General features: G+C 64.6%; 24 protein-coding genes. 14 read left to right on the top strand and 10 right to left on the bottom strand.

What is annotated here, in order from left to right:
* Nucleotides 1-142: 142 nt before the first annotated feature.
* Nucleotides 143-1,381 carry a patatin-like phospholipase family protein gene (locus LB538_RS22375; RefSeq protein ID WP_224529665.1) on the top strand — a complete coding sequence of 413 codons (1,239 nt, stop codon included), beginning with the start codon at nucleotides 143-145 and terminating at the stop codon, nucleotides 1,379-1,381.
* 161 nt (nucleotides 1,382-1,542) lie between these two features.
* Nucleotides 1,543-2,247 (top strand): SDR family oxidoreductase, encoded by a 705-nt coding sequence (locus LB538_RS22370; protein WP_224529669.1) that lies wholly within the window; start codon nucleotides 1,543-1,545, stop codon nucleotides 2,245-2,247.
* A 38-nt stretch (nucleotides 2,248-2,285) separates the two neighbouring features.
* Here the strand turns inward: LB538_RS22370 and LB538_RS22365 are convergent, their stop codons facing one another.
* Both LB538_RS22365 and LB538_RS22360 read right to left on the bottom strand, forming a co-directional pair.
* Nucleotides 2,286-2,516 carry a hypothetical protein gene (locus tag LB538_RS22365; protein WP_095768274.1) on the bottom strand — a complete coding sequence of 77 codons (231 nt, stop codon included), beginning with the start codon at nucleotides 2,514-2,516 and terminating at the stop codon, nucleotides 2,286-2,288.
* Between the two features lie 152 nt (nucleotides 2,517-2,668).
* Nucleotides 2,669-3,112: an SRPBCC family protein gene (locus LB538_RS22360; RefSeq protein ID WP_224529671.1), complete on the bottom strand. Its 444-nt coding sequence runs from the start codon at nucleotides 3,110-3,112 to the stop codon at nucleotides 2,669-2,671.
* A 574-nt stretch (nucleotides 3,113-3,686) separates the two neighbouring features.
* Between LB538_RS22360 and LB538_RS22355 the strand changes: the two genes are divergently transcribed.
* The 3 genes from LB538_RS22355 to LB538_RS22345 are packed head-to-tail and all read left to right on the top strand — an operon-like array spanning nucleotide 3,687 to nucleotide 8,182.
* Nucleotides 3,687-5,111, top strand: a complete 1,425-nt coding sequence (locus tag LB538_RS22355) for a family 16 glycosylhydrolase (protein WP_095768272.1) — start codon at nucleotides 3,687-3,689, stop codon at nucleotides 5,109-5,111.
* 12 nt (nucleotides 5,112-5,123) lie between these two features.
* Nucleotides 5,124-6,869, top strand: a complete 1,746-nt coding sequence (locus tag LB538_RS22350) for a type I secretion system permease/ATPase (RefSeq protein ID WP_224529673.1) — start codon at nucleotides 5,124-5,126, stop codon at nucleotides 6,867-6,869.
* Nucleotides 6,866-8,182 (top strand): HlyD family type I secretion periplasmic adaptor subunit, encoded by a 1,317-nt coding sequence (locus tag LB538_RS22345; protein WP_224529676.1) that lies wholly within the window; start codon nucleotides 6,866-6,868, stop codon nucleotides 8,180-8,182. The genes LB538_RS22350 and LB538_RS22345 overlap by 4 nt, the downstream gene beginning before the upstream one ends.
* A gap of 116 nt (nucleotides 8,183-8,298) precedes the next feature.
* On the opposite strand, the gene LB538_RS22340 is transcribed toward LB538_RS22345, so the two are convergent.
* From LB538_RS22340 to LB538_RS22325, 4 genes are read right to left on the bottom strand one after another with little or no spacing between them, the layout of a single operon-like run.
* Complete coding sequence (locus tag LB538_RS22340) at nucleotides 8,299-10,077, bottom strand: ABC transporter ATP-binding protein (protein WP_224529679.1); 1,779 nt, start codon at nucleotides 10,075-10,077, stop codon at nucleotides 8,299-8,301.
* Nucleotides 10,074-11,093: a glycosyltransferase family 2 protein gene (locus tag LB538_RS22335; RefSeq protein WP_224529682.1), complete on the bottom strand. Its 1,020-nt coding sequence runs from the start codon at nucleotides 11,091-11,093 to the stop codon at nucleotides 10,074-10,076. Before LB538_RS22335 ends, LB538_RS22340 begins: the two co-directional genes overlap by 4 nt.
* Nucleotides 11,090-12,199 carry a glycosyltransferase family 2 protein gene (locus tag LB538_RS22330; RefSeq protein WP_224529690.1) on the bottom strand — a complete coding sequence of 370 codons (1,110 nt, stop codon included), beginning with the start codon at nucleotides 12,197-12,199 and terminating at the stop codon, nucleotides 11,090-11,092. Before LB538_RS22330 ends, LB538_RS22335 begins: the two co-directional genes overlap by 4 nt.
* A gap of 2 nt (nucleotides 12,200-12,201) precedes the next feature.
* The gene (locus tag LB538_RS22325; RefSeq protein WP_224529776.1) at nucleotides 12,202-13,356 is read right to left on the bottom strand and encodes an acyltransferase family protein; all 1,155 of its coding nucleotides are present in this window, start codon (nucleotides 13,354-13,356) and stop codon (nucleotides 12,202-12,204) included.
* Nucleotides 13,357-13,813: 457 nt separating this feature from the next.
* On the opposite strand from LB538_RS22325, the gene LB538_RS22320 reads away from it, so the two are divergent.
* The 4 genes from LB538_RS22320 to LB538_RS22305 are packed head-to-tail and all read left to right on the top strand — an operon-like array spanning nucleotide 13,814 to nucleotide 17,820.
* A complete protein-coding gene (locus tag LB538_RS22320; RefSeq protein WP_224529692.1) occupies nucleotides 13,814-14,692 on the top strand; it encodes an ABC transporter permease in 879 nt (292 codons plus the stop codon).
* The gene (locus tag LB538_RS22315) at nucleotides 14,689-15,531 is read left to right on the top strand and encodes an ABC transporter permease (protein WP_224529703.1); all 843 of its coding nucleotides are present in this window, start codon (nucleotides 14,689-14,691) and stop codon (nucleotides 15,529-15,531) included. Before LB538_RS22320 ends, LB538_RS22315 begins: the two co-directional genes overlap by 4 nt.
* The gene (locus LB538_RS22310; RefSeq protein ID WP_224529705.1) at nucleotides 15,528-16,670 is read left to right on the top strand and encodes an ABC transporter substrate-binding protein; all 1,143 of its coding nucleotides are present in this window, start codon (nucleotides 15,528-15,530) and stop codon (nucleotides 16,668-16,670) included. The genes LB538_RS22315 and LB538_RS22310 overlap by 4 nt, the downstream gene beginning before the upstream one ends.
* Nucleotides 16,663-17,820: an ABC transporter ATP-binding protein gene (locus LB538_RS22305; protein ID WP_224529706.1), complete on the top strand. Its 1,158-nt coding sequence runs from the start codon at nucleotides 16,663-16,665 to the stop codon at nucleotides 17,818-17,820. The genes LB538_RS22310 and LB538_RS22305 overlap by 8 nt, the downstream gene beginning before the upstream one ends.
* Nucleotides 17,821-17,852: 32 nt before the next feature.
* On the opposite strand, the gene LB538_RS22300 is transcribed toward LB538_RS22305, so the two are convergent.
* Nucleotides 17,853-18,194, bottom strand: coding sequence for a hypothetical protein (locus tag LB538_RS22300; RefSeq protein ID WP_224529709.1), 342 nt, complete (start codon nucleotides 18,192-18,194; stop codon nucleotides 17,853-17,855).
* A gap of 188 nt (nucleotides 18,195-18,382) precedes the next feature.
* Between LB538_RS22300 and LB538_RS22295 the strand changes: the two genes are divergently transcribed.
* The 5 genes from LB538_RS22295 (at nucleotide 18,383) to LB538_RS22275 (ending at nucleotide 22,469) form a co-directional block, all read left to right on the top strand.
* The gene (locus LB538_RS22295; protein ID WP_224529712.1) at nucleotides 18,383-18,628 is read left to right on the top strand and encodes a DUF1127 domain-containing protein; all 246 of its coding nucleotides are present in this window, start codon (nucleotides 18,383-18,385) and stop codon (nucleotides 18,626-18,628) included.
* Nucleotides 18,629-18,864: 236 nt separating this feature from the next.
* Nucleotides 18,865-19,443 (top strand): OsmC family protein, encoded by a 579-nt coding sequence (locus LB538_RS22290; RefSeq protein ID WP_224529713.1) that lies wholly within the window; start codon nucleotides 18,865-18,867, stop codon nucleotides 19,441-19,443.
* A 58-nt stretch (nucleotides 19,444-19,501) separates the two neighbouring features.
* A complete protein-coding gene (locus LB538_RS22285) occupies nucleotides 19,502-20,728 on the top strand; it encodes a flavin-containing monooxygenase (RefSeq protein WP_224529715.1) in 1,227 nt (408 codons plus the stop codon).
* A gap of 11 nt (nucleotides 20,729-20,739) precedes the next feature.
* On the top strand, nucleotides 20,740-22,017 hold the full coding sequence (locus LB538_RS22280) for an NAD(P)/FAD-dependent oxidoreductase (RefSeq protein ID WP_224529717.1): 1,278 nt from the start codon (nucleotides 20,740-20,742) through the stop codon (nucleotides 22,015-22,017).
* Entirely contained in the window at nucleotides 22,014-22,469 is a 456-nt protein-coding gene (locus tag LB538_RS22275; RefSeq protein WP_224529718.1) for a MaoC family dehydratase, read from the top strand. The genes LB538_RS22280 and LB538_RS22275 overlap by 4 nt, the downstream gene beginning before the upstream one ends.
* Nucleotides 22,470-22,488: 19 nt before the next feature.
* On the opposite strand, the gene LB538_RS22270 is transcribed toward LB538_RS22275, so the two are convergent.
* The 3 genes from LB538_RS22270 to LB538_RS22260 all read right to left on the bottom strand — a co-directional run bounded on the left by LB538_RS22270 (nucleotide 22,489) and on the right by LB538_RS22260 (nucleotide 25,570).
* A complete protein-coding gene (locus LB538_RS22270) occupies nucleotides 22,489-24,024 on the bottom strand; it encodes an alpha/beta hydrolase (RefSeq protein ID WP_224529719.1) in 1,536 nt (511 codons plus the stop codon).
* Nucleotides 24,025-24,227: 203 nt separating this feature from the next.
* Nucleotides 24,228-25,184, bottom strand: coding sequence for a DMT family transporter (locus tag LB538_RS22265; RefSeq protein WP_224529720.1), 957 nt, complete (start codon nucleotides 25,182-25,184; stop codon nucleotides 24,228-24,230).
* A 104-nt stretch (nucleotides 25,185-25,288) separates the two neighbouring features.
* Entirely contained in the window at nucleotides 25,289-25,570 is a 282-nt protein-coding gene (locus LB538_RS22260; RefSeq protein WP_224529721.1) for a hypothetical protein, read from the bottom strand.
* Nucleotides 25,571-25,586: the final 16 nt, after the last annotated feature.

The raw sequence follows: 25,586 nt of genomic DNA, 5'->3' as shown, positions 1-25,586 counted from the left end.
GGTAATCTCCCCGTCCGTCGGCGCGGGCCGATTTCCAATCTGTGAAGTTACGCGTTCCCCCACTTGCAAGAATGTCGGTGCTGGGCTCGATTGCGCATAGCCAGGCTTAAGGACGCCGGACGGACAGGCAAAGGGGGCCGCGATGGAGCCGATTGCGGCTGGATCACCACCGGACGCGGATGGCGGCGCGCCCGAGCGCTATGATCTCGGCCTCTGCCTGTCGGGCGGCGGCTACCGCGCCATGCTGTTTCATGCTGGCGCGATATGCCGCCTCAACGAGGCCGGGCTGCTCCAGAAACTCGACATGGTAAGCTCGGTCTCGGGCGGCTCGATAGCCGCCGGGCTGCTGGCGGTACTTTGGCCGCGTTTCGCCTTCGTCAACGGTGTCGCCGCCAATTTCGATATCTATCTGAACAGGATACTGGAGTTCTCGCAAGTCTTCCTCGACGCGCCGGCGATCTTCAAAGGCCTGCTCAACCCGCTTTCGAGCGCGGCGCGCGAAGTCGCCGCCTGCTACGAGAGACATTTGTTCGACGGCTCAAGGCCGATGCTGAAGAGCCTGCCGGAAAAACCCTGGTTCGTGTTCTGCTCCAGCAATCTCGGCACCGGCTCGCTGTTCCGGCTGTCGCGGCGCTATATCGCCGACTATCGCATCGGCGTCGCCTACCAGGCCGACCTGCCGGTGGCTCTCGCGGTTGCCGCCTCCTCGGCCTTCCCGCCTTTCCTGTCGCCGCTGCGGCTCGACCTCACGCCCTTCGCGTGGAAGAACGACAAGCTCGACCCCTCTGTCGGCCCGCCGGTGCCGCCTTCGCGCGCCGTGCTCACCGATGGCGGCGTCTACGACAATCACGGCATCGAGCCGGCGCTGAAACGCTGCCGCTGGCTGCTGGTCAGCGACGCCGGCGCGCCGTGGCAGGCTTCGAGCGCCGGCTATCGGAACTGGTTCTCGCAGTTGAAACGCGTGCTCGACACCACCGACAACCAGGTGCGCTCGCTCAGGCGCCGGGATCTGGTGGCGCGCTTCCAGGCGGCCAAGGACGCCGACGATCGTGGCCTGGCCAATGACGCGACCCGGCCCGGCTATGCGGCGACGCGCGGCGTCTTCTGGTCGATCGCAAGCAAGCCCGACACGGCCGAGCCGACCTTCGTGCAGACCGCCGCCACCGCACCTGCCGATATCGGCACCTCGCTGCATTTCCTGGGCAGCGAAGAGACGGTCGATTTGGTGAACTGGGGCTATTGCGCCGCCGACCAGGCGCTGCGGGGCTGGTACGAGCCGGCAGTGGCTGCGGGCAAGGGCGTGCCGCTGAAAGCGGGCGACGTGAAGCCCGGCCGCTGCGCTGTGGTGTCGAAGACGCTGATGAGTATGTTCAAGGTTTGAGGGTGCTCGAACTGCCAATTTCCCCCTTGTGGGGGAGATTGGCAGTTCCGCCGCCTTCGCCAATTATCAATCGCCTTGGCGCAATCCAATCCGGTTCATCCCCTGCCCTGCGCATGCTAACAGGGTCGCTTTCAACCCAAGCACCCGGGATGGACAGCGACATGGCGATAGACAAAGTAGCTTTGGTGACGGCGGGCGGCAGCGGCATGGGCGCAGCGGCGGCCAGGCGCCTGGCGGCGGACGGATTCAAGGTCGGCGTGCTGTCCTCCTCCGGCAAAGGCGAAGCGCTGGGCAACGAGCTCGGCGGCTTCGGCGTCACCGGCTCCAACCAGTCGAATGAGGATCTGAAGCGCCTTACCGATGGCGCGGTGGAACGCTGGGGCCGCATCGACGTGCTGGTCAACAGCGCCGGCCACGGGCCGCGTGCGCAGATCATCGAGATCAGCGACGAGGACTGGCACAAGGGCATCGACACGTATTTCCTCAACGCCGTGCGCCCGACCCGGCTGGTGACGCCGGTGATGCAGAAGCAGAAGGGTGGCGTTATCATCAATATCTCGACCGCGTGGACGTTTGAGCCGAGCGCGATGTTCCCAACGTCGGCCGTGGCGCGCGCCGGGCTTGCCGCCTACACCAAGATCTTCGCCGACACTTATGCCCCCGACAACATCCGCATGAACAATGTGCTGCCGGGCTGGATCGACAGCTTGCCGGCGACGAATGAGCGCCGCGACAGCGTGCCGATGAAGCGCTACGGCACTTCGGATGAGATCGCAGCGACGATCTCGTTCCTGGCTTCGGACGGAGCCGCCTACATCACCGGACAGAACATCCGCGTCGATGGCGGCATCACAAGAGCAGTGTGAAAGGAGCGGTGTGAGGCAAAGAGGACGCCGCCCCTAGATCATCCGGGCCTGCGGGAATTGAGAACCCACAGAAAGACTATCGAGGCGACCAGGACGATCGAATTGCCGACCACGATGTTCCAAAAACGTGTCGGATCGTCCGCCAGAGCGACCCAATGCAACTTGCCGCGGACTTCGCCTGTCTTGATGCCGCAGGCAATGTTGTAGATCGCGATGGCGGCGAGCGCCGCCATCAGGACAAACAGGTCGTTGTTCTTGTTGCGATCCATGGAAGCGGCTTTTAACAGCACTTGGTGAAATTTTGCTTACCTTGGGTAAGGCGGCGGCCGGAAGACCGACCGCCGCCCGCTCTCATCTTGACGCACCAGAAGTTACGGCGAAGGCGCCGGAACCTACACACTTTTCCTGGAATTGCTCCGACTTACTGGTTGATCTCGGGCTCAACGAGCTTGGCCAGGTTGCGCAGCGATTCCTGCCAGCCGAGATAGCAGGCCTCGGCGGGGATGGCGTCCGGGATGCCGGCCTGGGTGATGTTGACCTCGGTGCCTACCGAAACCTTCTTAAGGATCACGGTCACCTCTATCTGGCCCGGCAGGTTGGGATCGTCGAAGCGGTCCGTGTAGCGCAGGCGCTCGCTCGGAACCAGCTCGACAAATTCGCCGCCGAAGGAATGGCTGTCGCCGGTGGTGAAGTTGCGGAAGGACATCTTGTAGGCGCCGCCGACCTTGCCCTCGAACTCGTGGACCGCGCAAGTAAAACCGTTTGGCGGCAGCCATTTCGCCAGCGCATCGGCCTCAACGAACGCGCGGTAAACCTTCTCCGGCTTAGTCGCCAGGACGCGGTGCAGTTGAATGGTGCTCGGCATGTCTCGATATCCTCTCTTCGTTGATCGAAGCCCCAAGGACGGGCAGCCCTCAGCCGATCCGACAGAGGCTGTCAAATTTTGTGGCCCGCGGCTACCCTGCCACCCTTGCGGCGGAGGCTGCGGACGTGAGCGCTTCGATCAGGCTGGGCATCGTCGGTGGCGCGGGCTGGCTGGGCGCAATGTGACGCGATGTGCGACGTCGTTGGCCATCGCTGTTCGTTCCGTCGATCGCTTTTGTCGAGCAAACCGAAATCGGATTCCGGCTCGAATATCCAACGTCGAACATATAGCGACTCAGCCCTTGCTCACCGCGCGCAGCCGCGCTGGTCGATGGCGGTCACGCGCGGCATCTTGCCCATATTTCAGCATGAGCCTCGCAATATTGAGTAAAATTGAGTAATTCGGGGTGTAATTATCGCGCATAAATTGTATTAGAAACCCCTTGTTATGTCTATTTCTAATCATTATCGATCAGCGGTAATTTTTTATCTGTACTGTGACGCGAATCCTTGGAACCATAGGCCGGCTTGCAGGTTGGCCTGAAAATCAGCCGCCACCAAGAAAGGAGTGTCCGATGAGTTTCGTCGTCAACGCGGTAGGCGTTCCTCTTTATTATAGCGGCGCTTCCAACCATTGGTTTTCGGCAACGTCCGGACCGACATTCAACGGCAGCAGCGGCAACGACTCAATCTGGGCCTCCAGCGGCGTCAACGTCACCATGTATGGCGGCCAAGGCGACGACATCTATTACCTCTATTCGGCGGGCAACAAGGTGGTCGAGTACGCCGGACAGGGCATCGACACGATCAACACATGGATGAGCTATACGCTGCCGGACAATGTCGAGAACCTCGTCGTCACCAACGCCCACAACTATGCCTTCGGCAATGCGCTGGACAACATCATCACCGCCAAGGCGGGCGGCCAGACGATCGACGGCGGGGCGGGCAACGATGTGCTGATCGATGGCGGCGGCGGCGCGGATGTTTTCATCATCGCGAAGGGCAACGGCAGCGACTCGATCGTCAATTTCGCCTCGAACGATGCTGTGCGGCTCGATGGTTACGGATTCACTTCGTTCGCCGCCGTCCACAACGCCATGATCCAGGCGGGGCCCAATGTGGTGCTGAACCTCGGATCGGGCGAAATTCTCGAATTCAAGAACACCACGATCGACAAATTCCAGCCCAACCAGTTCCAGTTGCCGATCGACAAATCCGGCATGACGCTGTCCTTCAGCGACGAGTTCAACACGCTGAACCTGCACAACAGCCAGGGCGGCACCTGGGATACCAACTTCTGGTGGGGGGCGCCGAACGGCAGCACGTTAACGCGCAATGGCGAGCTGCAGTGGTATATCGACGCCAATTACGCCCCGACCAGCTCGGTGCATCCGTTCAGCGTGCAGGACGGGGTCCTCACCATTACCGCGGCGCAGGCGCCGGCCGACATCAAGCCGCTGATCAACAATTACGAATACACCTCCGGCATCCTGACCACGCATGACTCCTTCTCGCAGACCTATGGCTATTTCGAAATGAGGGCCGACTTGCCGGAACACGCCGGCGCCTGGCCGGCCTTCTGGCTGCTGCCGGAAGACGGCTCCTGGCCGCCGGAGCTGGACGTGATGGAGATGTACGGGCAGAAACCGAATTCGCTGCTGATGACCGCGCACACCAATCAGACGGGCCAGCACACCACGGTCGGATCCACCGTGAACGTCATGGACACCGCCGGCTTCCATACCTATGGCCTGCTGTGGACCCCGGACAAGCTGGTGTGGACCTATGACGGCGTGCAGGTCGCGCAAGCGGCGACTCCGTCGGACATGAACAAGCCGATGTACATGCTGGTCGATCTCGCGATCGGCGGACAAGCCGGCGCGCCGCCCGACCATCTCGCCACGCCGGCCCAGATGAAGATCGACTATATCCACGCCTATACGCTGGATGAGCTGCAGCAGAGCCATTTGAACGTCACGGGCGAACACACAGCCTAGGCGGTCGAGCCAATGTCACAGGAGAGCGCTCCGGGTGCGATCAGGCAGGCCGGCGTGCGGCCGATGTTCCTGCGCGCCGTAATCGATGTCGGGCTGTTCTCGCTGCTCATCAACCTTCTGCTCCTGGTCATCCCGCTCTACCTGCTCCAGGTCTATGACCGGGTGCTGCCCTCCTCCAGCGTCGAGACGCTCGTTTATCTGTCGGTCATCGCGGTCGCGGCGCTCGGTTTCCTCGGCTTTCTCGACGCCGTCCGAGCCGTCTACACGCAGCGCGTCGCGGCGACGGTCAATGACAGGCTTGGCGCCAGAGCGTTCGCCGCTTCGCTCGGTTCCGGCAATGCGCCGTCGCCCCTCACCGACCTTGCCTCGGTCTGTGCCTTCATCCGCTCGCGCGGTGTCTCGGTGCTGTTCGACCTGCCCTTTGCGCCGGTCTTCCTCGCCCTGCTCTACCTGATCCATCCGCTGTTGTTCTGGGTCACGCTCGGCGGCGAGGCGCTGCTCGTCGTGCTGGTCTTCGCCAACCAGCTTGCCATCGGCAGGAACGATGCGCTCTCGGCGGAGCGTTCGGCCTTGGCCAGCCGGGCCGAGCAGGTCTTTGCCCGCAACGCCGACACGCTGCGCGCCATGGGCATGGTGGAAAACGCCGCGCGCGCCTGGGGCCGGCATGTGGCGGAAGCGCTTGTCCTGCATGACCGTTCGGCCGGCGCCAACGCCGTCTTCAGCGGCGCTTCGAGAGCGCTGCGCATGATGCTCCAGCTGGCGATCCTCGGCACCGGCGCCTGGCTGGTGCTCAAGGGCGAGATGACGGCCGGCATGATCTTCGCCTCCTCGCTCGTGTCGTCGCGCGCGCTGCAGCCGCTCGACCAATTGATCGGCTCCTGGCGGCAGCTCGGTGAGGCGAGGCGTGCCTGGACGCGGCTGGGGACCGCGCTCGCGGCGCAACCGGCAGAGACGCGCAAGCTCGTCTTGCCCGACCCGACCGGTGCGATTTCGGCGCAGGATCTTTTCTTCATTGCGCCAAATGCCGCCTTTGGCGTCGAACCGATTCTCAAGCGATTGAGTTTCGCGATTCAGGCCGGCGAAGCGGTGGCGATCGTCGGCCCGAGCGGTGCCGGAAAGTCGACGCTGGCGCGCCTGCTCGTCGGGGCCGCCCAGCCGAGCGGCGGTACGATCAGGATCGACGGCGCGGAGCTCAGGACGTGGGACGAAAACCAGCTCGGCCGGCATATCGGCTATCTGGCGCAGGAGGTCGAGCTTTTCCCCGGCTCGATCGCCGACAACATCGCCCGCTTCGACGCGCAGGCCGATGACGCCGCGATCGTGGAGGCGGCAAAGCGCGCTGAGGCGCATGAGCTGATCCTTTCGCTGCGTGACGGCTATCAGACGACGATCGCCGGGACGCTGTCGGGCGGCGAACGGCAGCGGATCGGACTGGCGCGCGCTTTCTACGGCAATCCGCGCATCCTGGTGCTGGATGAGCCGAGCACGCATCTCGACGGCGCCGGAGAGACGGCACTGGAAACGGTGCTCGCGGCGGCCCGCGCCGCGGGCGTGACCACGATCGTGATCACGCATCGCCCCTCGATTGCCACGGCTTGCGACCGTGTGATGGTCTTGCGCGGCGGCGCGATCGAGGCGTTCGGACCGAGCGCCGAGGTGCTGCGCCAGCCGGGCAAGCAGCGGAACACGGTGGTCACAGGATCGTTCGCGCCGACCATCCGCGCCTCACACGGCATCGCCACGGGCCCTGGACGATGACGCAGAGCCTCATCCTCGAAGGCCGCCCGCGCACCGACTTCCGGCGCACGGCCTTCGCCGGCTATGCGGCGACCGCGCTGATGGTGGGCGGCTTCGGTTATTGGGCGGCGAGTGCGCCGCTGGCAGGTGCGGTGATCACGCAAGGCACGATCGCGGCGACCAGCGGCAACATCCTCATCCAGCATCGCGAGGGCGGTATCATCAGGCAGTTGCTGGTGCATGAAGGCGACCGCGTGCGGGGGGGCCAGGACCTCATCCTGCTCGACCGGACCGCCGCGGAAGCCGATCTCAACCGGCTGACAAGACAATGGATCGCGCTCAAGGCAAGCGCGGCGCGGCTGGAGGCCGAGCGCGACGGCCTAGCCACGCTGGCGCCGATCGCCGACCCCGCGCCGGCGCCGTTCCAGCAGGAATTCGAAAACCTCATCCGCGAGCAGCAGAAGGAATTCGACGCCAGGCTTGCGCGATTCCGGTCGGAGCAGTCGATCCTGGCGCAGCGCGTCGCCATGCATCGCGAGTCGGTCAAAGGGCTGAACGCGCAGAAGGCGGCAATCGAGCAGCAGGCCGAGGTGGTGAAGAAGGAGCTCGGCATCAAGACCGACCTTCTGAACCGGGGCCTTACCGACCGCAGGGAATATTCGCAGCTTTTGCGCTCGGAGGCCGACCTCGTCGGCCAAGCCGGCGCGCTCGAGGCGGACCTCGCCTCGGCCAGCACGCAGATCGTGGAAGCGGAGGCGCAGACCGAACGCGCGACCACGCAGCGCGTCGAGGAGGCGCTGACGAAGCTCGACGATGTGCGCATCAACCTCGCCGACATCGAGGAGCGGATGCGCGCCGCGCAATCGGTGCTGAAGCGCACGACAATCACCGCGCCGGCGGCGGGCATCGTCGTCTCCTCGACCTATAATTCGCAAGGCAGCGTGGTCGCGCCCGGCGAAAAGATCATGGAGATCCTGCCCACGACCTCGGGCCTGGTGGTCGACGCCAGGCTGCGGCCGAAGGACATCGACCAGGTGCATGTCGGCCAGCAGGCAAAGCTCCGGCTGTCGGCGCTCAACGCGCGCCTGACGCCGGAAGTCCCGGCCACGGTGAGCGAGATCTCTGCCGACCGGTTGATCGACGAGGCCACCCACGAACCCTATTTCCGTGCCAGGCTGAAAATCGCTGATGCCCTGCCCCCCGGCGTGAAGGCGGACCAGCTCTATCCCGGCACCCCGGTCGACACCTTCATCAGCACCGGCAACCGGACCTTCTTCGAATATCTGGTACGCCCGATGATGGACTCGTTCGCACGGGCGTTCAGGGAAAGGTAGGGCAGCCCTTCCGGCCGCCTCGGAACGCCGCTTTGCGCCAGAACCGTCCTCGCTTCGGCACATAGGAGGAGGAAGTGATGACGAAGAAGATGCGGGCGAGCCCCTGCTCGGGCTCCTCACTCCGGCCGATACAACTCATCCATACTAAGCTTCGCCATCTCAGTGAACGGCGCCTGTTTCTTCACTCTACCATGCTCCAGGATCACCAGGTCGTCGCAGAACGAGATCGTGCTGCGGTGGTGGCTGATGACGATCGTGGTGCGGCGGCCGGCGCGCGACTTCAGCGTCTCGACGATCGCCGCTTCCGAAAGCCCATCCACCGCGTTGGTGGCCTCGTCGAGGATCAATATGTCGGGGTCGCGTACAAGAGCGCGGGCGAGCGCGATGCGCTGCCTTTGCCCGGCCGAAAGGTTCACCCCGCGATAGCCGACCACCGTCTGGTAGCCTTGCGGTAGCGTTTCGATGAAGCCGTGCGCCTCGGCAAGCTCGGCGGCGCGGCGGGCCTCCTCGAACGTCGCCGTGTCCTTGCCATAGGTGATATTGTCGAGAATCGTACCGTCGACCAGCTCCAGCTCCTGGCTGGCCAGAGCGATGTGGCGGCGCCAGTCGGCCGGGTCGATCTCGCCGAGCGGCGCGCCGTCGACGAGGATCTTGCCTGCATCCGGCTCGACGAAGCGACAGAGCAGGTTGACGATCGTCGTTTTGCCGGCGCCGGAGCGGCCGATCAACGCCGTCGAGTGCCCGCTCACGATGTCGAAGCTCGCCGCGTGCAGCACCGCCGCGCGCTGCTCCTCATTGGCATAGCTGAAACTCACGCCCTCGAAGGCGATTTTTTTCGTTAAGGTGGCGAACTGCCGGCTGCCCTCGGGCGGCGCGGGCTTGCCATCGGGATCGAGCAGCCAGGTCACCTCTTCCAGCGAGCCGGAAAGACCCTGCAACTGGCTCCAGGTCATCTGCAAGGCTCTGATATGCGGCTGCAGGCGGTAGAGCAGGATGAGGAAGGCGGCGACCAGCGGGAAACTCAAGCCCGCAAGCCAGGCGCCGATCACCACCGCCAGGAACAGCATGGCGTGCAGAACTTCGGTCAGCGGCCCCAGCGCGCCCTGGCGGTTTGAGAGCAGGAAGGCCGCGCGCCGCACGCCGTCGGATGCCTTTTCGAACGCCGCCTTCTCACGCGCCTCCTGGCCGAAGATGCGGATCAGCCGGCCAGCATGGACGAGATGCAGCATTTGCGAGGCCAAGGCGCTGTTGCGCGCCGAAACATTGCGGCTGGGTGCCCTGAGATGCGCCGACAGCGCCATATGCGCCGCTTGCACCAGCGCCAGCCCCAGCATCACCAGGAGCGTCATCGGCCACGAGAGCAGCAACAGAAAGGCGAGCAGGATGAGCGCCGCCGAGGCGCTGACGATCGCGCTGAGCATACCCTGGATGGCATCCGATGCCCGCCAGGATTCGCTGGAGATGATGTTAAGCAAGCGGCCCGGGCTTTGCCTGAGAAAGAAGGGATAGCCGACATTGAGCAGCCGCTCGGCCAGGGCGCCGCGTATCGCTTGGCTCGCCTTGCCGTAGATATGAGCGGTCAGCACCGAATTGGCGAAAGCGAGGAGGTTCTTGAGCAGGATCGAGCCGAGGATCGCGGCCGAAATCGCAATCAGCCGCTCACGCTCGCCTAGCCCGGCGCCGACCTTCTGCAGGAGGGCGGAGAGGCCGGCCATGCCGGTCGTCTCGCCATGACCCATGATGATGCCAAGCAGCGGGATGATCAGCCCGATGCCGAGCCCTTCGAGCGCGGCACTTGCAAGTCCGAGCACGACGACGACGGGCATCAGGCCGAGCTGACGCCGTCCGAGCGCGCGCTGCAATATCGACAAGATAGGGGCTTTGGGTTCGATCATCGCGCGCCGGCCTCGGCCCTGGCCTCGGTGGTTTCCTGGGCGGGCCGCTCCTGCCGGTCAGGCCGCCCGGCCAGCACCAGGGCCATGAACTTCGCCGCGCCCGCCAGGTTCATCAGCACGATCGGCCAGTGCGACAGGCTGAGCTCCTGGTCGAAGCGCGGACCGCCGAAGAGCTCGCGCGTGGCCGCCCGCGTTGCCCAGTAAAAGTGACGAAGCAGCCACGGGGCGCGGCGCATATGTTTCAGGCAGAGCGCACCGTTGCCGAAATGATAGTCGCGGTGCAGCCGTTCGATCGCCCCGCGGTCGCGCCTTCCATGATGGTGGAAGATCGTCATATCCGGCACATACTCCACCGCCATACCGGCCAGCATGGCGCGCACCAGGTAATCCGTATCCTCGGCCGAGCGCAGCGCTCCGCCGGCGCCGAAGCGTTCGTCGAAGGGACCGATCAAGGCGGCAACATCGCGATGCATGGTCATGTTGCAGCCGAGCACGAAGCCGCCCGGATGGACGGCGCGCGTCAGCCGCTTGCGCTTTTCGCAGCGATTGATGGTGAAGGGCAGGTCCCCGGCGTCGCCGATCTCGACGCGGCCGCCGCGGATCAGCCATTTCTCGCCACTCGCATAATGCCGCTCGAGGTCGACGAGATAGTCGCGGTCGAGCCTGCAATCGTCGTCGACGAAGACCAGCACGCGCCCGCGCGCCCGCGCCATCCCGGCATTGCGCGCCGCCGCCAGTCCGGGCCGTGGCTCACAGATAGCCGTCAGCGCTATATCGGACGCCGTGGCGATCCGCGAGAGATAGTCGGCCGTACCGTCGCGCGAGCCATTGTCGACCACCACCAGCTCGGCGGCGAAGGCAGGATGCGTCCGGCAGGCGGCGCGGATCGAATCGATGCAGGACTTCAGCACCGCCGCGCGATCACGCGTGCAGACGATGAAGGAGACCTCAAGCCGCTGGTTCGGGCCGGGGGGCGAGCGTAGATGCTGCAGCAGCGGATGGCGATCGGCGTTCATGCCGCCCCCATCCGATAAGGCGCAAGCACGGACGCCGCCGGCGCGGATTTGAAGCGATAGGCGATCCTGTCCGCGCGTTTGCCAGCCCAGATCGAAGCCTGGCTCAACCAGGGCGCCCAGGCGCCGGCGCGCAGCGCGTATTTCTCGCGGCGGCGGATGACGTCCCACTTCGCCGTCAGCGTCAGCAACTCATGCGCCAACGCCGGCCGCTGCTGGTCGTTGACGAGCTGGTAGAGGAAATAGAACAGGTTCAGCGCGCCGGCCTCGAAGCTCGGCCGCGATGCGGCCGGCAACTCGGCGATCCGCTCCTCCAGGCTGCGGATGAACACGGCCGCGCGGCGCACCGTATCGAACGAAACATTGTCGCCAATGGCGCGCAGATCCTGCGTTTCGTCCGCCAGCCCCTCGCGCTCGAGATTTTCGCCGACAATCCGGAGGTGCGTGCGCCGCATCTCGCTTGTATGCAAGCTGGTCACGCTGCCGGGATGCAGGCGGTAGACGAGCAGGCTTTCCGGCATCAGCGCCGCCGGATAGCGGTCGGCCAGCCGCCGGAAGAGATCGAAATCCTCGGCATGCCGGTAGCGGCCATCGTAATACAGGTCTGCCTCGCCGATGACCCGGCGGTTGTAGACCACCGTCGGGTGCATGAAGATCGTGAAGAACTTCGACAGCACCGGGAGGAGACCGAGGCGGAACACCGGATCCACCCTGCCCCGTGCGACGCGGCCGTGCAGCAGCGTGTCGACAAGCGAGCCGCAGAAGCCGAGTTCGGGCCGCGCGGCAAACAGCGCCGCCTGGCGCGACAGGCGCCAGGGATAGGCAAAGTCGTCGGCATCCATCCGCGCCACCAACTCGCCCCGGGCTATTGATAGCCCCTCGTTGAGGCTGGCGACGAGGCCGCGATTCTCGCGCGAGATTATGGATACGCGGCCGTCCGCCTTGCGGAAGCGCTCCAGGATTTCCAGCGACCTGTCGGTCGATCCGTCATTGATGGCAATGATTTCGAGCCGGTCGTAGTCCTGCCGCAGGATCGATTGGATTGCAGCGCCGACATAGAGCTCGGCATTGTAGATCGGCAGCACGACGGAGATGAGCGGGCGTATCATTGTTAGCTCCGGTCCGTCGGCTGCAGATCGAGCGCCGCTTCTGCGCCGGGATATGTGGCGCCGAACCGCCGGGTCTCGCTCGGCGCACGAGCGCGTGGCCGCGCGATATAGGGAAAATAGCGCTTGAAGCTGTTGAGCGGCTTTTCGAACAGCACCCAGGACAGCGAGGCGACAATCAGCGTGGCGGCGCCCGCGACCAGGAAGCGCCCCGGCCCCTCCTCCGAGACGTTGAGCGGGATCCACGGCTGCGCCTTTACGGTGTAAGCGAGGAGGATCGCGTGATAGAGATAGACGCCGTAGCTGATGCGGCCGAGGAAAAGCAGCGGAGGCAGTTCGGCCAGCCAGCCGAGCGTGCCGGGAAGGCCGTTCGAGCACATCGAGACGATCGCCACCAACGGCACCAGCGGCAGCACCTGCACCAGGAGCCAGCGCGGCCATTCCCATGTCGAGTTCGCCGGCCCCGGATCGGACAAGACGACGAGTAGGAAGAGCGCCACGAAGGCCGGCCAGCCGAACCGCATCCAACGCGGCACGCCGGCGCCCCTGGCGCGACGTACGGCAAGCAGCGCGCCGCAGGCAAGCGCATCCATCGAGGCCGGCGGCAACAGGTCTCGGGCCAGCGCCGGGTTGGCGGCGATCGGCCAGTAGAAGCGGTAGGCGAGCGAAAAGCAGATGAGGCCAATGGTGATCGCCTCGATGCGCCTGCGCGGCGCCAGGAGGACGATCAGCGGCCAGGCGATGTAGAACTGCTCCTCGATGCTGAGGCTCCAGAAATGGCAAAGCAGCCAGGGCGTCCAGTCGTTGCGATGCGCGTACCAGAAGTTCGATAGATAGAGCGCGTGCCAGACGAGCGACGATCCAGCCTGTTCAAGATCGGTAAACCAGACGAAGGCCAGTACCGCGAAATAGGGCGGGAATATTCGGATCGCGCGCCTGGCATAGAAGGAGCGCAGCGCCGATCCAGCCGCGAATTGATCGGCGTCGCGTGCCTCCAGCAAAAGCCTGGTGATCAGGAAGCCGGAAAGCACGAAGAACAGCCGCACTCCGAGATGACCAAGGAAGGACGTGCCGCCGGGCGCGAAGAAATGCGAATAAAGCACAAGCGTGACGGCAGCAGCCCGGAGCGCGTCAAGCTGGAGGTCGCGACCGCCGGGCATCATTCGCAGCCGCTGGTGCTGACGACATGGCCCGGGCCGGCGGCCGCAACATCCGTGCCGGTCAACGGAAAACGCAAGCGTGCCGACTCCTAAACCCTATATTCGCCTACGCTAAAGGACTGCGGCACAAAATGGTGCGGTGCAACACAGAATAGTTATCAGCCTGAATGAAAACGTGACCGTTCGTTCCAGGAAATGACACGTCTATGCCGCTATTCTGCCTTTTTTGACGAAGCGGCAGGCTCCAACCAATACGGATGCATCAAGCTCTTCGAAGCTGCTGGAAAACCGCTCAGACAACGCCACAATGTAGCCCGGCGACATACCAAAAGGGATTACCCTCCTCGCTTCCATCTCTCTGGCTCAATCACCGCCTGTAGACATCGCGGCGGCAATGAAACAATCTTCACTGCGGGAACAAAAGCGCTTCGAAGAAAGCGCGGACCTTCGGGTGCGCATGAAAAATCGATGGACCTTGTACGATCCACGCCTGGCCTGGATGCTCGTTGCACCGGTGCTTCTGCTGCTGATCTTCTTCCTGGTGCTGCCGATCGCGGTGATGGCGGCCTATACGTTCTTCACCTTCGTCACTGCCGGCGTCGAAACCAGCGCGCTGACCACCGCCAACTGGCAGGAATTCTTCAGCGACAGTTATTATTCCGGCTTCCTGCTGAAGACGTTGAGGGTCGGCGCGATCACCGCGCTGCTGTGCGGCGTGCTCGGCTACTTCCCGGCCTATTTCATCTGGGCGACGAGCTTCAGGCACAAATGGCTGCTCTTGCTCCTGCTCATCGTGCCGTTCTGGATCAGCTTCACCATCCGCACTTTTTCCTGGATCAACATCCTTGGCGAACAGGGCGTGGTCAATGTCGCGCTGCTCAAAATGGGCATCATCAATGCACCGCTGCCGATGCTCTACAACGAAGGCGCGGTGATCCTGGGGCTGCTGCATTTCCTCCTGCCCTACATGATCCTCAACGTCTATGTCAGCCTCGAGGGCATCGACCGAACGCTGATCTCGGCGGCGCGCTCGATGGGCTGCACCAGCGCGCAGGCATTCCGCGAGGTCACACTTCCCCTTTCCCTGCCGGGTCTCGCGGCGGGCCTGCTGCTCTGCTTCGTGCTGGCGGCCGGCAGCTATGTGACGCCGCAGCTCTTGGGTTCGGGCCGCGACGCTCTGTTCGGCAATTTGATCTATGACACCATCATGAGCGAATTGAACTGGCCGATGGGCGCAACGCTGTCGATCGTGCTGTTCCTCGTGCTCGGCTTCTTCGCCGCGATCTACACCCGCTACATGGGCATGTCGCAGATCGTGAAGGGGTTGGGCGGATGAAAGCTGCGCGACCGAACAAGGAAGGCAAATGGGCCTGGCGGCTGACCGGCTTCGTCACGCTCTGCGTCTACGTCTTCATGTTCGCGCCGATCGTGGCGACCGTCATCCTGTCGTTCAACGCCTCGATGTTCGGCGGCTTCCCGATGACCGGCTTTTCGCTGCAATGGTACGCCAAGCTGATGAACAATGACGCGGTGCTGACGGCCTTCCGCACCTCGCTGTGGATCGCGCTGGTCACCGCCGCCGTCACCACGGCAATAGGCGTCGTCACGGCCTTCGCGCTGGCGCGCTTGGACTTCCGCGGCAAGCAGGCGCTGAGCACGCTGGTGATCCTGCCGGCGCTGGTGCCGGAAACCATTCTCGGCGTCGGTCTTCTGGTGCTGATCAAGGCGATCGACCAGCCGCGCACCATGCTGCTCCTGGTGCTCGGCCACATCCTGCTTGCGGTGCCCTATGTGGTGCTGATCGCGCAGGCGCGCATGGTCGGCATAAGGCGCGTCTATGAGGAGGCGGCGCTCTCGCTCGGCGCCTCGCGCTTCTCGTCCTTCCGCGAGATCACGCTGCCGCTGCTCATCCCGGCGGTCGTCGGCGGCGCGCTGCTCGCCTTCACCATTTCGTTCGACAACACGTCGGCCAGCCTGTTCTGGCGGCCGGCAGGTGTCGAGACCATGCCGACGCAAATCCTTTCGATGCTGAAAATCTCGATCAGCCCGGAGATCAACGCGCTCGGCACCGTGATGATTGTGGTGACCGTCGGCATCCCGCTGATCGGCGGCCTGCTGATGCAAAGCCTGACAAAACTGAGAAGACGCGGCGAACCCAAGGAGGAAGCACGATGAAACTAACCACCACCAAGCGGCTGGAGCGGCTGCACGACCGCTATGTCAACGGCGATCTCAGCCGACGGACGTTCCTGAGCCTGACCGCGGCTGCCGCGGCCTCCGCCGGCCTCTCCATGCCGTGGATGAGCCGGGCGCTTGCCGCGGTCGAGCAGGTGCGCTTCGACGGCTGGGGCGGAACGGTGCAGGACGCGATCGACAAATACGCCTTCCAGCCCTACACGGCCAAGACCAAGATCAAGGTGGTGCAGGGCACGTTCGGCGACGAGAACGAGATCATCACCAAGATCAAGACGGCCAAGCCCGGCGACTTCCAGATCGTCCATTCGTCCGGCGTCAACTACTACATCAAATATATCAATGCGGGGATGAACTCGGAGATCAACGAGGCCAACATTCCCAACATGGCGAATGTGCTGCAGCCGATGATCGAGCCGTTCCGCAAGCTGACGCCGAAGCTGTCGGCGGTGCCTTACGATTACGGCACCACCGGCATCGCCTACAACACCAAGGTGATCTCGCCGGAAGAAGCCAAGGAAAAGGGCGCCGGACTTCTGCTCGACAAGAAATATGCCGGCAAGGTCGGCGGCTATTCCGACATGACCACGCGCGTCTGGTACGCGGCTCTCGCCACCGGACAAGATCCCAACAATCTCAAGGACATGGACGCGATCTGGGCCAAGGTGCGCGAGACGCGCGATCTCGCCAAGAAGTTCTGGAGCTCCGGCGCGGAGTTGATGGACCTGCTCTCCAAGGGCGAGATCGTGGTGACCGATGCCTGGTCGGGCCGCGTCGCGGCGCTGCAGGACCAGGGCCACCCGATCGGCTATCTCGATCCGGCCGGCTCCTACGCCTGGATGGAGGACATGCTGATCCTGAAAGGCTCGCCGATGGCCGAATGCGAGGAGCTGATCAACTTCATGCTCGATCCGGCGACCTCGATCGCGGTGGCCGAAGGCCAGAGCTATCCGCCGTCGCTCGACCCGAACAAGGTCAAGCTGACCGACAAGATCGCGAAGCTGCCGGCTTTCGATCCGACCGGCACGATGAAGGCGTTGACCTTCGCCGATCCGGTCTATTGGGCGACCAACGAGGACGCCTGGACCAAGCAGTGGAACAGGATCTCGAAAGGTGCCTGACAGCCAGGTCACGACACTCAATCCCCGGCCGGCCTCGGCCGGGGCGGAAGGCGCGAGCGCGGCCGCCGGGGCGAACAACCCGGCGGTCGAGTTCCGCAACATCGAGATAGCCTACGGCAAGTTCGTCGCGGTGCGCGATTTCTCGCTGTCGATCGGTAAGGGCAGCTTCGTCACGCTGCTCGGCCCTTCGGGCTGCGGTAAGACGACGATCCTGCGCTCCATCGCGGGGCTGGTCGATATTTCTGCCGGCCAGATCATGATCGGCGGCCGGCGGGTCGACGACGTGCCGATCTACAAGCGCAATATCGGGCTGGTGTTCCAGAGCTATGCGCTGTTTCCGCACAAGAGCGTGTTCGACAATGTCGCCTTCGGGCTGAAATACCGCAACGTCGCCAAGCCCGAGATCAAGCGCAAGGTCGGCCTGGCGCTCGAGATGGTGCGGCTGCCGGGCAGCGAGAAGAAACTGCCCTCGCAATTGTCGGGCGGCCAGCAGCAGCGCATTGCGCTGGCGCGCGCCATCGTCTTCGAGCCGCAGGTGCTTCTGCTCGACGAGCCGCTCTCGGCCCTCGACGCCAACATGCGCGAGGAGATGCGCGTCGAGATCAAGAAGATCCAGAAGGAAACAGGCATCACCGCCATCTTCGTCACACACGACCAGGAAGAAGCGCTGTCGATGTCGGACCGCATCGTGGTGATGAATGCCGGCTCGGCCGAGCAGATCGGCACGCCGGAAGAGGTCTACGAGCGGCCGGCCACCGCCTTCGTCGCCGACTTCCTCGGCAAGGCCAACATGCTGTCAGGCACGGTGAGCAGGTCCGACGGGCCGACCATTGTCACGCTCGCCGGCGGCCAGACGGTCAATGTGCTTTCACCCAAGGCGCTGCCGCAGGGAAGCGTAGTCACCGTCGTGGTGCGGCCACAGAAACTGTCGGTCGGTCGAGCGAGCGCCAATCGGTTGCCCGGCCGGATCGTGTCGGCCTCCTATCTCGGCGGCAGCGCTATCTACGAGGTCGACATAGGCGGCAAGGCGAACATCCGCGCCAACGCCCCGATCGACGGCCGGGTGCTGCGCGAAGGCGAAGCGATCGAGCTCGGCTTCGACGCCGACGACTGCGTCTTGCTGGACGAGACCGGGCTGCGGATTTCCTGAAGGCCGCGACTGCTGCTGCCCCGCAAAGTGCCTCAGTTTGAATTTTCAGGGAACAACACAATAGATCGGTCGCCATGACCAACATGCAGGCGACCGGTCGCGTGGTTCAGCCTCAAGTGATACAAATAAGGCACCGACATCCCCTCGGGAAGCGCGCCGGCTTGTTCCATTCGTCCGAGTTCGGCCATGGATTTTCGCAAAATCTTCTCGATCTCGGACGTGCGGCGGCTGCGCTCGGCGAATAAAGACCGTTCGAGCAACTCGGGGCGGCGGTTGGCCACGGCTGCGAACAGTACTCTGAGATCGTCATAAGATCGGCCATCAAGTTGCTCCAACGCGGCAACAAACGGCTCAAGCAGGCGATGCCGCCTCATTCCTCGCGCTCTCTTCTATACGACCCGCGCGTCCCAGCCGCGCCTAGCTCGATGTTCCTGCAAGCCTACAAAATCTCTATTTCCACGGCAATTTCGACGCCCGCTCCAACGCTCGTTCCCCCGGTCGTAAGCCACAAGTCCGGCAATCGACGACGCGAACGGTCGCGCCGCAAAAGATGGAGACGACGATGACGACTTTGGAACACACCCCCCATGAAACCAGCCGATCGGGTCTCGGCCCGATCAATTTTGCCGGCCGTGCGCTGCGCCTTGTCTACCGTGCAATGAGGATGCGCAGCGACCGCGCCGCCATGCAGGCTATGCCCGATTATCTACTCAAGGACTTGGGTATCGCCCGTTCTGAAATCGATCATTACACCTCGATGCGCTACGCCTCCGACGCCGGCGGGATGGACATCCGCAACGCCCACTGACCGCCCATGGCGATCGTCGCCATGCCGTCGACAGGCCCCGGGCTTCCCCACGCCCGGGGCTTTTTCGTTCCGGCGCATTCGGATCAAGGCACTTCGTTTCAAACGATACGCCCAACGCAATTTCCACGGTAGGCGTATGAAAAATTCCACGATCGCATCCACTCTCGTTCAAACGCTCCATCGGCAAACAGAGGCCGCCACGGCAACCAAGCCGCAAACGAACCTTGGAGATGAAGATGCAACCCAACACCAAACCTGCACGGCTTCCGCTCAATGGCGTCGACACGCCGAACCTTTTGGCGACGATCAATTTCGTTGCCGGGCAGCCGGAGCTGGCCAAGTTCCAGTTCCGTGCTCACAATGAGTGGATCGAGGGCACGCACAGCAAGACCGTCATGAACGGCTTCTTCGGCGCCGGCCAGGAGCAGAAGCACGAGAAGCCGCATTATGCCGATGCCGATCATCCGGCGATCTTGTGCGGCGCCGACAACGCGCCGACCCCGGTCGAGTGGCTGCTGCACGGGCTGGCGGGCTGCCTGATGGCGGGCGTCGCCAACATCGCCGCCGCGCGCGGCATCAAGCTCACCAAGGTGAAATGCTCGGTCGACGGCGACATCGACCTGCGCGGTATTCTCGGCATCTCCGACGAGGTCCGCAATGGTTTCCAGAACATCCAGGTGTCGTTCGAGATCGAAGGCGACGCGCCGGCCGAGAAGCTCCAGCAGCTGGTCGAGCAGTCGCGCGCCCGCTCGGCCGTGTTCGACGTGCTGACCAAGGGCGTGCCGGTTACTGTCGGCATCAAGACCATCCAGTAAGCCCGCAGGCGGCCTGGAGCCGATCCGGGCCGCCTCCCTCCTATCGACGGAATGAACCATGAGACGCTCGGACGTCGTCATCATCGGCGCGGGCCAGGCCGGGCTTGCGCTCAGCCATTGCCTCGGCCAGGCCGGCATCGACCATGCCGTGCTGGAGCGCGGCCGCATCGGCGAGCGCTGGCGTTCGCAGGGCTGGCGCTCGCTCAGGCTGCTCACGCCGAACTGGCTGAACGCCCTGCCCGGCTCGCCCTATGAGGGCGGCGATCCCGACGGCTTCATGACCAAGGAGGCTTTCGTGGAAAGCCTGGAACGCTACGCCTGGCAATGGAATGCAACCGTAGAGACCAATGTCGAGGTCCTCGCCGCCAAGCGAACCGGCGACGGCTTCGCCTTGCGCACCAGCGCCGGCGACTGGTCGGCAACCGCGGTCGTCGTCGCGACGGGACATTGCGACCGGGCGGTCATCCCTTTTTCGGCTGAGATGCTTCGCGGACCGCTCAGCATCCACGCTTCGCAATATCGCTCGCCTGGCGAGCTGCCGGGCGGCGGTGTGCTGGTTGTCGGCGCCTCGTCCTCCGGCGTGCAGATCGCCGACGAGCTCGTCCGCGCCGGGCGGCGCGTGGTGCTTTCGGTCGGCAAGCATACACGCCTGCCCAGAACATGGCGCGGCCAGGATATCTTCTTCTGGCTTTGCGAAATGGGCTTGATGGCACAGCGCCAGGAAGACCTCGCCGATCCGGAAGGCGCCCGGCGCCAGCCTTCGCTGCAGCTCGCCGGCCGGCCGGACAGGGCCGATGTCGACCTCGCCACGCTGCAGGCGCTCGGCGTGGAACTCACCGGGCGGGTGCATGGCGTCGGCGACCGCGAGATCGGCTTCGCCGGCGATCTTGGCCAGCACATCGCGGCAGCCGAAGCGAAGCAGGCGCGCCTACTCGACCAGATCGATCGCTTCGCGGGTGTGACGACACCATACCGGCCCGAGCCGGTGGCGATGCCCGCAGCTTGCCCAGAACGGCTGTCGCTGGCGGACGGATCGATCCGCAGCATCGTCTGGGCAACCGGCTATGCGCGCTCGTTCGGCTGGCTGGAGCCTCTGGCGCTCGGCGCCGATGGCGAGCTGGCGCAGCGGGGCGGCGCCACCAGCGTGCCCGGTCTCTACGCGCTCGGCTTCCGCTTCCTGCGCAAACGCGATTCCAATTTCATCGGCGGCGTCGGCGCGGATGCCGAGGTGATCGCCGCCGAAATCTCCCGTTATCTCGATTGCAACGGCCGCAAGGCGGCCTGAGGACATTGAACATGGCAAGCAACCTCATCTCCCTCATGGCTCAGCCTAAGCGTGGCCATTACGATGCGATCATCGTCGGCGCGCGCTGCGCGGGCGCGGCGACCGCGATGCTGCTCGCGCGCGCCGGCCTCAAGGTGCTTGCGATCGACCGCAAGCCTTATGGATCCGACACGCTGTCGACGCATGCGCTGATGCGACCGGCCGTGTTGCAGCTTTGGCGCTGGGGTCTGCTCGAGCCGCTGCTCAAGGCCGGCACGCCGCTCATCGAGACGACGACCTTCCATTATGGCGACGAGGAGATCACCATCCCCCTCGCCGCTAGCTCGGACCTCCCCGGCCTCATCGCGCCGCGGCGCACCGTGCTCGACCGCATCCTGGTCGATGCGGCGCGCAAGGCCGGCGCGGAGATCCTGCACGAAGTCGCGGTCGGCGATCTCTTTGCCGACACGCGCGGGCGGGTGCGGGGCATCGAGATCCGCGCCGCCGGGCGCGCGGCCGTGCGGGTCAGCGCCGATATCGTCGTCGGCGCCGACGGCATCGGCTCGCTGGTGGCAAAATGCGTCGACGCCCAGACCTTGCGGCGCGGCGCGGTGTCGGCTGCCCATGTCTATGGCTATGCGCCAGTCGAGCCGGGCGCCGGCTATCACTGGTACTTCCGCGACGGGATCGCCGGCTCGTTCATCCCGACCAATGACGGCCTCGCCTGCATCGTCGCCTCGGTGCCGACGGGCCTGTTCGACCAGCGCTTCCGCCTCGGCCACGCCCGCGCCCGCATGGATGTGCTCGAGGCGCTTTCCCCGGCACTGGCAGCACAGGCGGCCCGGGCACCGAAGGATGCGCGCCTGCAGGCGTTCCGCGGCGTGCCGGGCTATATCCGCCAGCCGCACGGCCCGGGCTGGGCGCTGGTGGGCGACGCCGGCTTCTTCCGCGATCCGATCACCTCGCATGGCATTTCCGACGCGCTGCGCGACGCCGAGAGCCTCGCGCGGGCGATCTTCAATGGGTCCGAGGCGGCATTCTCGGTCTGGCAGCAGCAGCGTGACATGATCGCCAACCAGATCCTCGACACCACGGACGCCATCGCCGGCTTCGATTGGACGCTTGACGATCTCGGCGAGCGGCATCGCCGCTTCAGCGCCGTCCTGAAGGCCGAGGTGCAGGCGCTGGCCGGGCAGCCCATTCCGGCCCGCCGCGCTACCGCATCGAAGCTCTCGACCTATCGAGCGCCGGCCAACGAGGACGAGCCGCCGGCCGAGCTTTCCCGCAATCGAACCGGAGCAAGACCATGACTGTGCATGTGATGAAGGACGGGTGGGTCGGTGTCGTCAAGGGCCGGCCAAAGGTGGGCGCCTTTGCTGAACGCTCGCGGCGCACGCAGCCGCAGGATATCGATGCCTTTGCCGAGATGACCGGCGACCGCAACCCACTGCATTACGACAAGGCGCTCGCTGAGGCTTCGATATTCGGCAAGCTCATCGTGCAGGGCGGCGTCACGTCAGGCATCCTGAACGCGGTGGTAGCGGAAGACCTTCCCGGCCCCGGCTCGGTGTTCCTCGAAGTGTCGTGGAAATTCGTCAAGGCGGTTGGCGTCGGCGAACTGATCATCGGCCGCGTCGAGGTCAAGGACGTGCGCGCCGACAAGCCGATCACCAAGCTGGAGACATCTGTGCGCAACGAAGCGGGCGAGCTTTGCCTCACCGGCACCGCGACGGTGTTCACCGTGCCGCTCATCAGCGGCTGAGGGCTCCGCAAGTACCTGGTTATCCGCCCGTCGTCTCGGCGATGAAGGCGCGGACGTGGTCTATGAACTCTTCGAAGGCAGGTTCGCCTTCGAGCAGGATATGGTTCTGGCTATCGAGCTCGATGAAGCGCGCGCCGGGAATGCCGGCGGCCATGGTGCGGCCCGACTCCACCGGCGCTACGTTGTCGCCGCGCGCGTGCAGCACCAAGGTTGGCACACGCACCTTTTCCAGCAAGTCGCTGACATCGATCACCGAAAAGGAGTTCTGAAGACGCCAGGCATCGTCGGGTGAGACGGTGCGCCGCATCAAATCGTCCATCCAGGCGAAATGCTCGTGCGTGGCGCCGGGGATGAACATGGAACAGAAGGCCTGGCGAAACATCGGGTTCGACTTGCCCCAGCTCTCGCGCATCAGCGTCGCCACGGCCTCGCGCGTCGCGATCTCGCCGGCGTCGCCGCGCGCCCGCCAGCCTTTGACGTAGCCGCCGTAGAGGATCATGCCCGACACTTTCTCGGGGCGGCGGATGGCATAGGCGATCGAAACCGCGCAGCTCTGCGACAGGCCGAGCAAAGTGAAGCGGTCGAGCCCTGTCGCCTCGACAACGCAATCGAGGTCCGACACCATGGTTTCGAACGAGATATCGACGACATGCCTTTGCGACAGGCCATTGCAGCGCTCGTCATAGCGCACCAGCCGGTTGTGACGTGACAGCTCCCGCATCCAATGCCGCCAGATCGGGCTGTCCCAGTCGAAGGTGAGATGCGACATCCAGTGCGCGGCGCGCAAAATCGCCGGGCCACTTCCGGTGCTGGCATGGGCGAGCCTGGTGCCGTCGAGAGCCCGACAGAACTGCACCGCGCGGCCGGGATCCTGCGGCGACGCGGCAGGCTTGGACGGCGCCTGCGGTGGCGCGCGGGGAGCGGACTGCGACGTGCGTCCCGTGGCTTGAGCGGTGACCGACCGGACCTTGTCCTCCAGCGCCTCGATCTCGGCGGCGAGGCTGGCGTCGTCGGGCGCCAGGCGGCGCAGGCGCTGGGCGAACGGCAGCGCGCGTCGCGGCTCATTCCCCAGGCGCTCGACCAGCTCGCGCAGGATACCAAGCTCGACGATCTCCACCTCGCTGGCGATGGCCTGCCGCCAGGCTTCATAGTCGAAGCAGCGCTCCAGCGAGAGATCGGCGAGAAAACCGCCGCGGATCGAGGCCAGGACGGCTTCGAGCTCCTCGGTCGGGCGTGATGAAAGATCGGTCTTCACCAGCGGAGCCAGCCGCGCATAGTCCGTCTCGACATTGAGCGCGACAGCATTGCGATCGGCGGCAAGAACGGATTCGTCGGCGCCCAGCACCTGGCGGATCTTGGACAGGCTCCAGCGCAAGGCGCCGCGCGGATCGTCCGGGATGTCCCAGAATATCTCGCACAGCCGCTCGCGCTGGTGCTGCCTGGCGGTGACGGCGAGGTAGGCGAACAGCGCCCGCGTCTTGCGAGATGGCGGCAGGTGAAGCGGCTCGCCGTCGCGCGTGACCTGAAAATCGCCAAGCACGCGTAGTTCCAGCATGTGCTGACCGCCGTTCATGCGTCCACGCGCTTGTCGATCGCCATGATCCCCTTCGGCCTTGGCCGACGCTGCGAAGGGGCAGCCAATAGCAAAATTGGCTAATTTAGGAAAGCTTGGTCCGGGCGGCTCACCGCCCGAGGAACCAGATCGACTTGGCGGCTCGGGCAGCCGCATATGTCAATCAAGGCGACGTGGCCGCTCGTTCACGCCTTTGCCGGAACCGGCCTCGACTTGATCGCCGTCGCCAGCACGACCCCGACCACAATGAAGGCCGCGCCGAGCAGATCGTAATCGTGCAGGCTCTCGCCGAGCAGCAGATAGGCGAGCACGGCGACGAACAGGGTCTGCAGATAGAGCAACATGCTTGCCCGGCTAGCGCCGAGCGTCTCCACGCTTTGGTTATAGAGATAGTACATCAGCGCGCCGCCGGGACCCGCCAGATAGGCAAGCGCGAGAATACCGTCGGCATTCAAGGCGGAGCGCTCGTCGTTGAAGATTTCCCAAAGGTGGAACGGCAGCGCCACCAGCGCGCCGGCGCCAAGCAGAAGGACCACCAGCGGCAGGAGCTCGAGGCCGAATTTCGAGCGGCGCAGCAGCACCGTATAGAGCGCCCAGCAGAAGGCGCTGCCGACGATCCACAATTCGCCGATGTTGAAGCGCAGTTGCACCAGCGCGTCCAGCTTGCCATGCGCGACGATCACCAGCATGCCGGCAAGTGCTGCAACCGCGCCGAGCGACTTCCAGAGCCCGAGCGGCTCGCCCAGCACGAGACGCGCCAGCACCATGGTCATGATCGGCGACATCGCCATGATGATGCCGGCCGTGGTGGCGTCGGTGTCGTTCAGACCATGGTAGATCATCCCTTGGCAGAGCGTCAGGCCGATGGCGCCGACGGCGACGATCTCCAGCGGCCGCGATTTGAGCAGCGCCAACATCGCGCCGTGATGGCGGTGCACGATCGGCAAAAGAATGAGGCAGGCGAGCGCCAGCCGCCAGAAGCATAGCCCCCAGGGCGGCATTTCCGGCGCCACCCACTTTGCCGCGATATAGACGCCGGCCGAAAGCAGCCAGCACAACACGGCGGCGGGATAACCAGCCAGCGACGGTATCGCTCGGGCGACCGGCGCTTCCGCCGGATGCGCTATCGGTATCGCCTGCATCGCATGTCCCCCACTCCATGAAGGTCAGTCCAGTCGCGGCCGACAGTCTATCTCATGACGGGAGTGTTACATAGCCGGCCCGGCAAAAGCGCACGCGGCAGGGATCAATGCGACGTGTCGCCGGCAAAATGCAAACGATCCCAGGCCGAGCCGACGCGACCGTGGAACTGCGATGCGAAGCGTTCGGCCTCGATGTCCTCGAGGCCGTCCTCGACAAGGGCCTCGATGCTCCGCCGCAGCAAGGCGAGCTGCATCTGCCGCGCATGTCTTGCGTCGGTTTCGCGCATGATGGCCGTGACGTGATATGCCACGACCGGCTGGCCAAGACAGGACAGGAGCGCGCCTGACCCTGCCGTCGCTGCAGTGACTGCTTCCTCGATATTCATTCCGGCGCTCCTCATC

Source organism: Mesorhizobium sp. Ca11 (assembly GCF_020165275.1).
Classification (GTDB): Bacteria; Pseudomonadota; Alphaproteobacteria; order Rhizobiales; family Rhizobiaceae; genus Mesorhizobium.
The sequence above is the reverse complement of the archived record's forward strand: the minus strand, read 5'-3'. Positions and strand labels throughout refer to the sequence as shown.

Coding starts and splice junctions, on each gene's coding strand:
- LB538_RS22350 (WP_224529673.1), top strand. CDS start 5,124: ATGTCACAGGAGAGCGCTCCGGGTGCGATCAGGCAGGCCGGCGTGCGG.
- LB538_RS22315 (WP_224529703.1), top strand. CDS start 14,689: ATGAAAGCTGCGCGACCGAACAAGGAAGGCAAATGGGCCTGGCGGCTG.
- LB538_RS22270 (WP_224529719.1), bottom strand. CDS start 24,024: ATGCTGGAACTACGCGTGCTTGGCGATTTTCAGGTCACGCGCGACGGC.
- LB538_RS22280 (WP_224529717.1), top strand. CDS start 20,740: ATGGCAAGCAACCTCATCTCCCTCATGGCTCAGCCTAAGCGTGGCCAT.
- LB538_RS22370 (WP_224529669.1), top strand. CDS start 1,543: ATGGCGATAGACAAAGTAGCTTTGGTGACGGCGGGCGGCAGCGGCATG.
- LB538_RS22330 (WP_224529690.1), bottom strand. CDS start 12,199: ATGATACGCCCGCTCATCTCCGTCGTGCTGCCGATCTACAATGCCGAG.
- LB538_RS22310 (WP_224529705.1), top strand. CDS start 15,528: ATGAAACTAACCACCACCAAGCGGCTGGAGCGGCTGCACGACCGCTAT.
- LB538_RS22295 (WP_224529712.1), top strand. CDS start 18,383: ATGACGACTTTGGAACACACCCCCCATGAAACCAGCCGATCGGGTCTC.
- LB538_RS22340 (WP_224529679.1), bottom strand. CDS start 10,077: ATGATCGAACCCAAAGCCCCTATCTTGTCGATATTGCAGCGCGCGCTC.
- LB538_RS22355 (WP_095768272.1), top strand. CDS start 3,687: ATGAGTTTCGTCGTCAACGCGGTAGGCGTTCCTCTTTATTATAGCGGC.
- LB538_RS22265 (WP_224529720.1), bottom strand. CDS start 25,184: ATGCAGGCGATACCGATAGCGCATCCGGCGGAAGCGCCGGTCGCCCGA.
- LB538_RS22290 (WP_224529713.1), top strand. CDS start 18,865: ATGCAACCCAACACCAAACCTGCACGGCTTCCGCTCAATGGCGTCGAC.
- LB538_RS22345 (WP_224529676.1), top strand. CDS start 6,866: ATGACGCAGAGCCTCATCCTCGAAGGCCGCCCGCGCACCGACTTCCGG.
- LB538_RS22375 (WP_224529665.1), top strand. CDS start 143: ATGGAGCCGATTGCGGCTGGATCACCACCGGACGCGGATGGCGGCGCG.
- LB538_RS22360 (WP_224529671.1), bottom strand. CDS start 3,112: ATGCCGAGCACCATTCAACTGCACCGCGTCCTGGCGACTAAGCCGGAG.
- LB538_RS22335 (WP_224529682.1), bottom strand. CDS start 11,093: ATGAACGCCGATCGCCATCCGCTGCTGCAGCATCTACGCTCGCCCCCC.
- LB538_RS22300 (WP_224529709.1), bottom strand. CDS start 18,194: ATGAGGCGGCATCGCCTGCTTGAGCCGTTTGTTGCCGCGTTGGAGCAA.
- LB538_RS22320 (WP_224529692.1), top strand. CDS start 13,814: ATGAAAAATCGATGGACCTTGTACGATCCACGCCTGGCCTGGATGCTC.
- LB538_RS22260 (WP_224529721.1), bottom strand. CDS start 25,570: ATGAATATCGAGGAAGCAGTCACTGCAGCGACGGCAGGGTCAGGCGCG.
- LB538_RS22325 (WP_224529776.1), bottom strand. CDS start 13,356: ATGCCCGGCGGTCGCGACCTCCAGCTTGACGCGCTCCGGGCTGCTGCC.
- LB538_RS22365 (WP_095768274.1), bottom strand. CDS start 2,516: ATGGATCGCAACAAGAACAACGACCTGTTTGTCCTGATGGCGGCGCTC.
- LB538_RS22285 (WP_224529715.1), top strand. CDS start 19,502: ATGAGACGCTCGGACGTCGTCATCATCGGCGCGGGCCAGGCCGGGCTT.
- LB538_RS22275 (WP_224529718.1), top strand. CDS start 22,014: ATGACTGTGCATGTGATGAAGGACGGGTGGGTCGGTGTCGTCAAGGGC.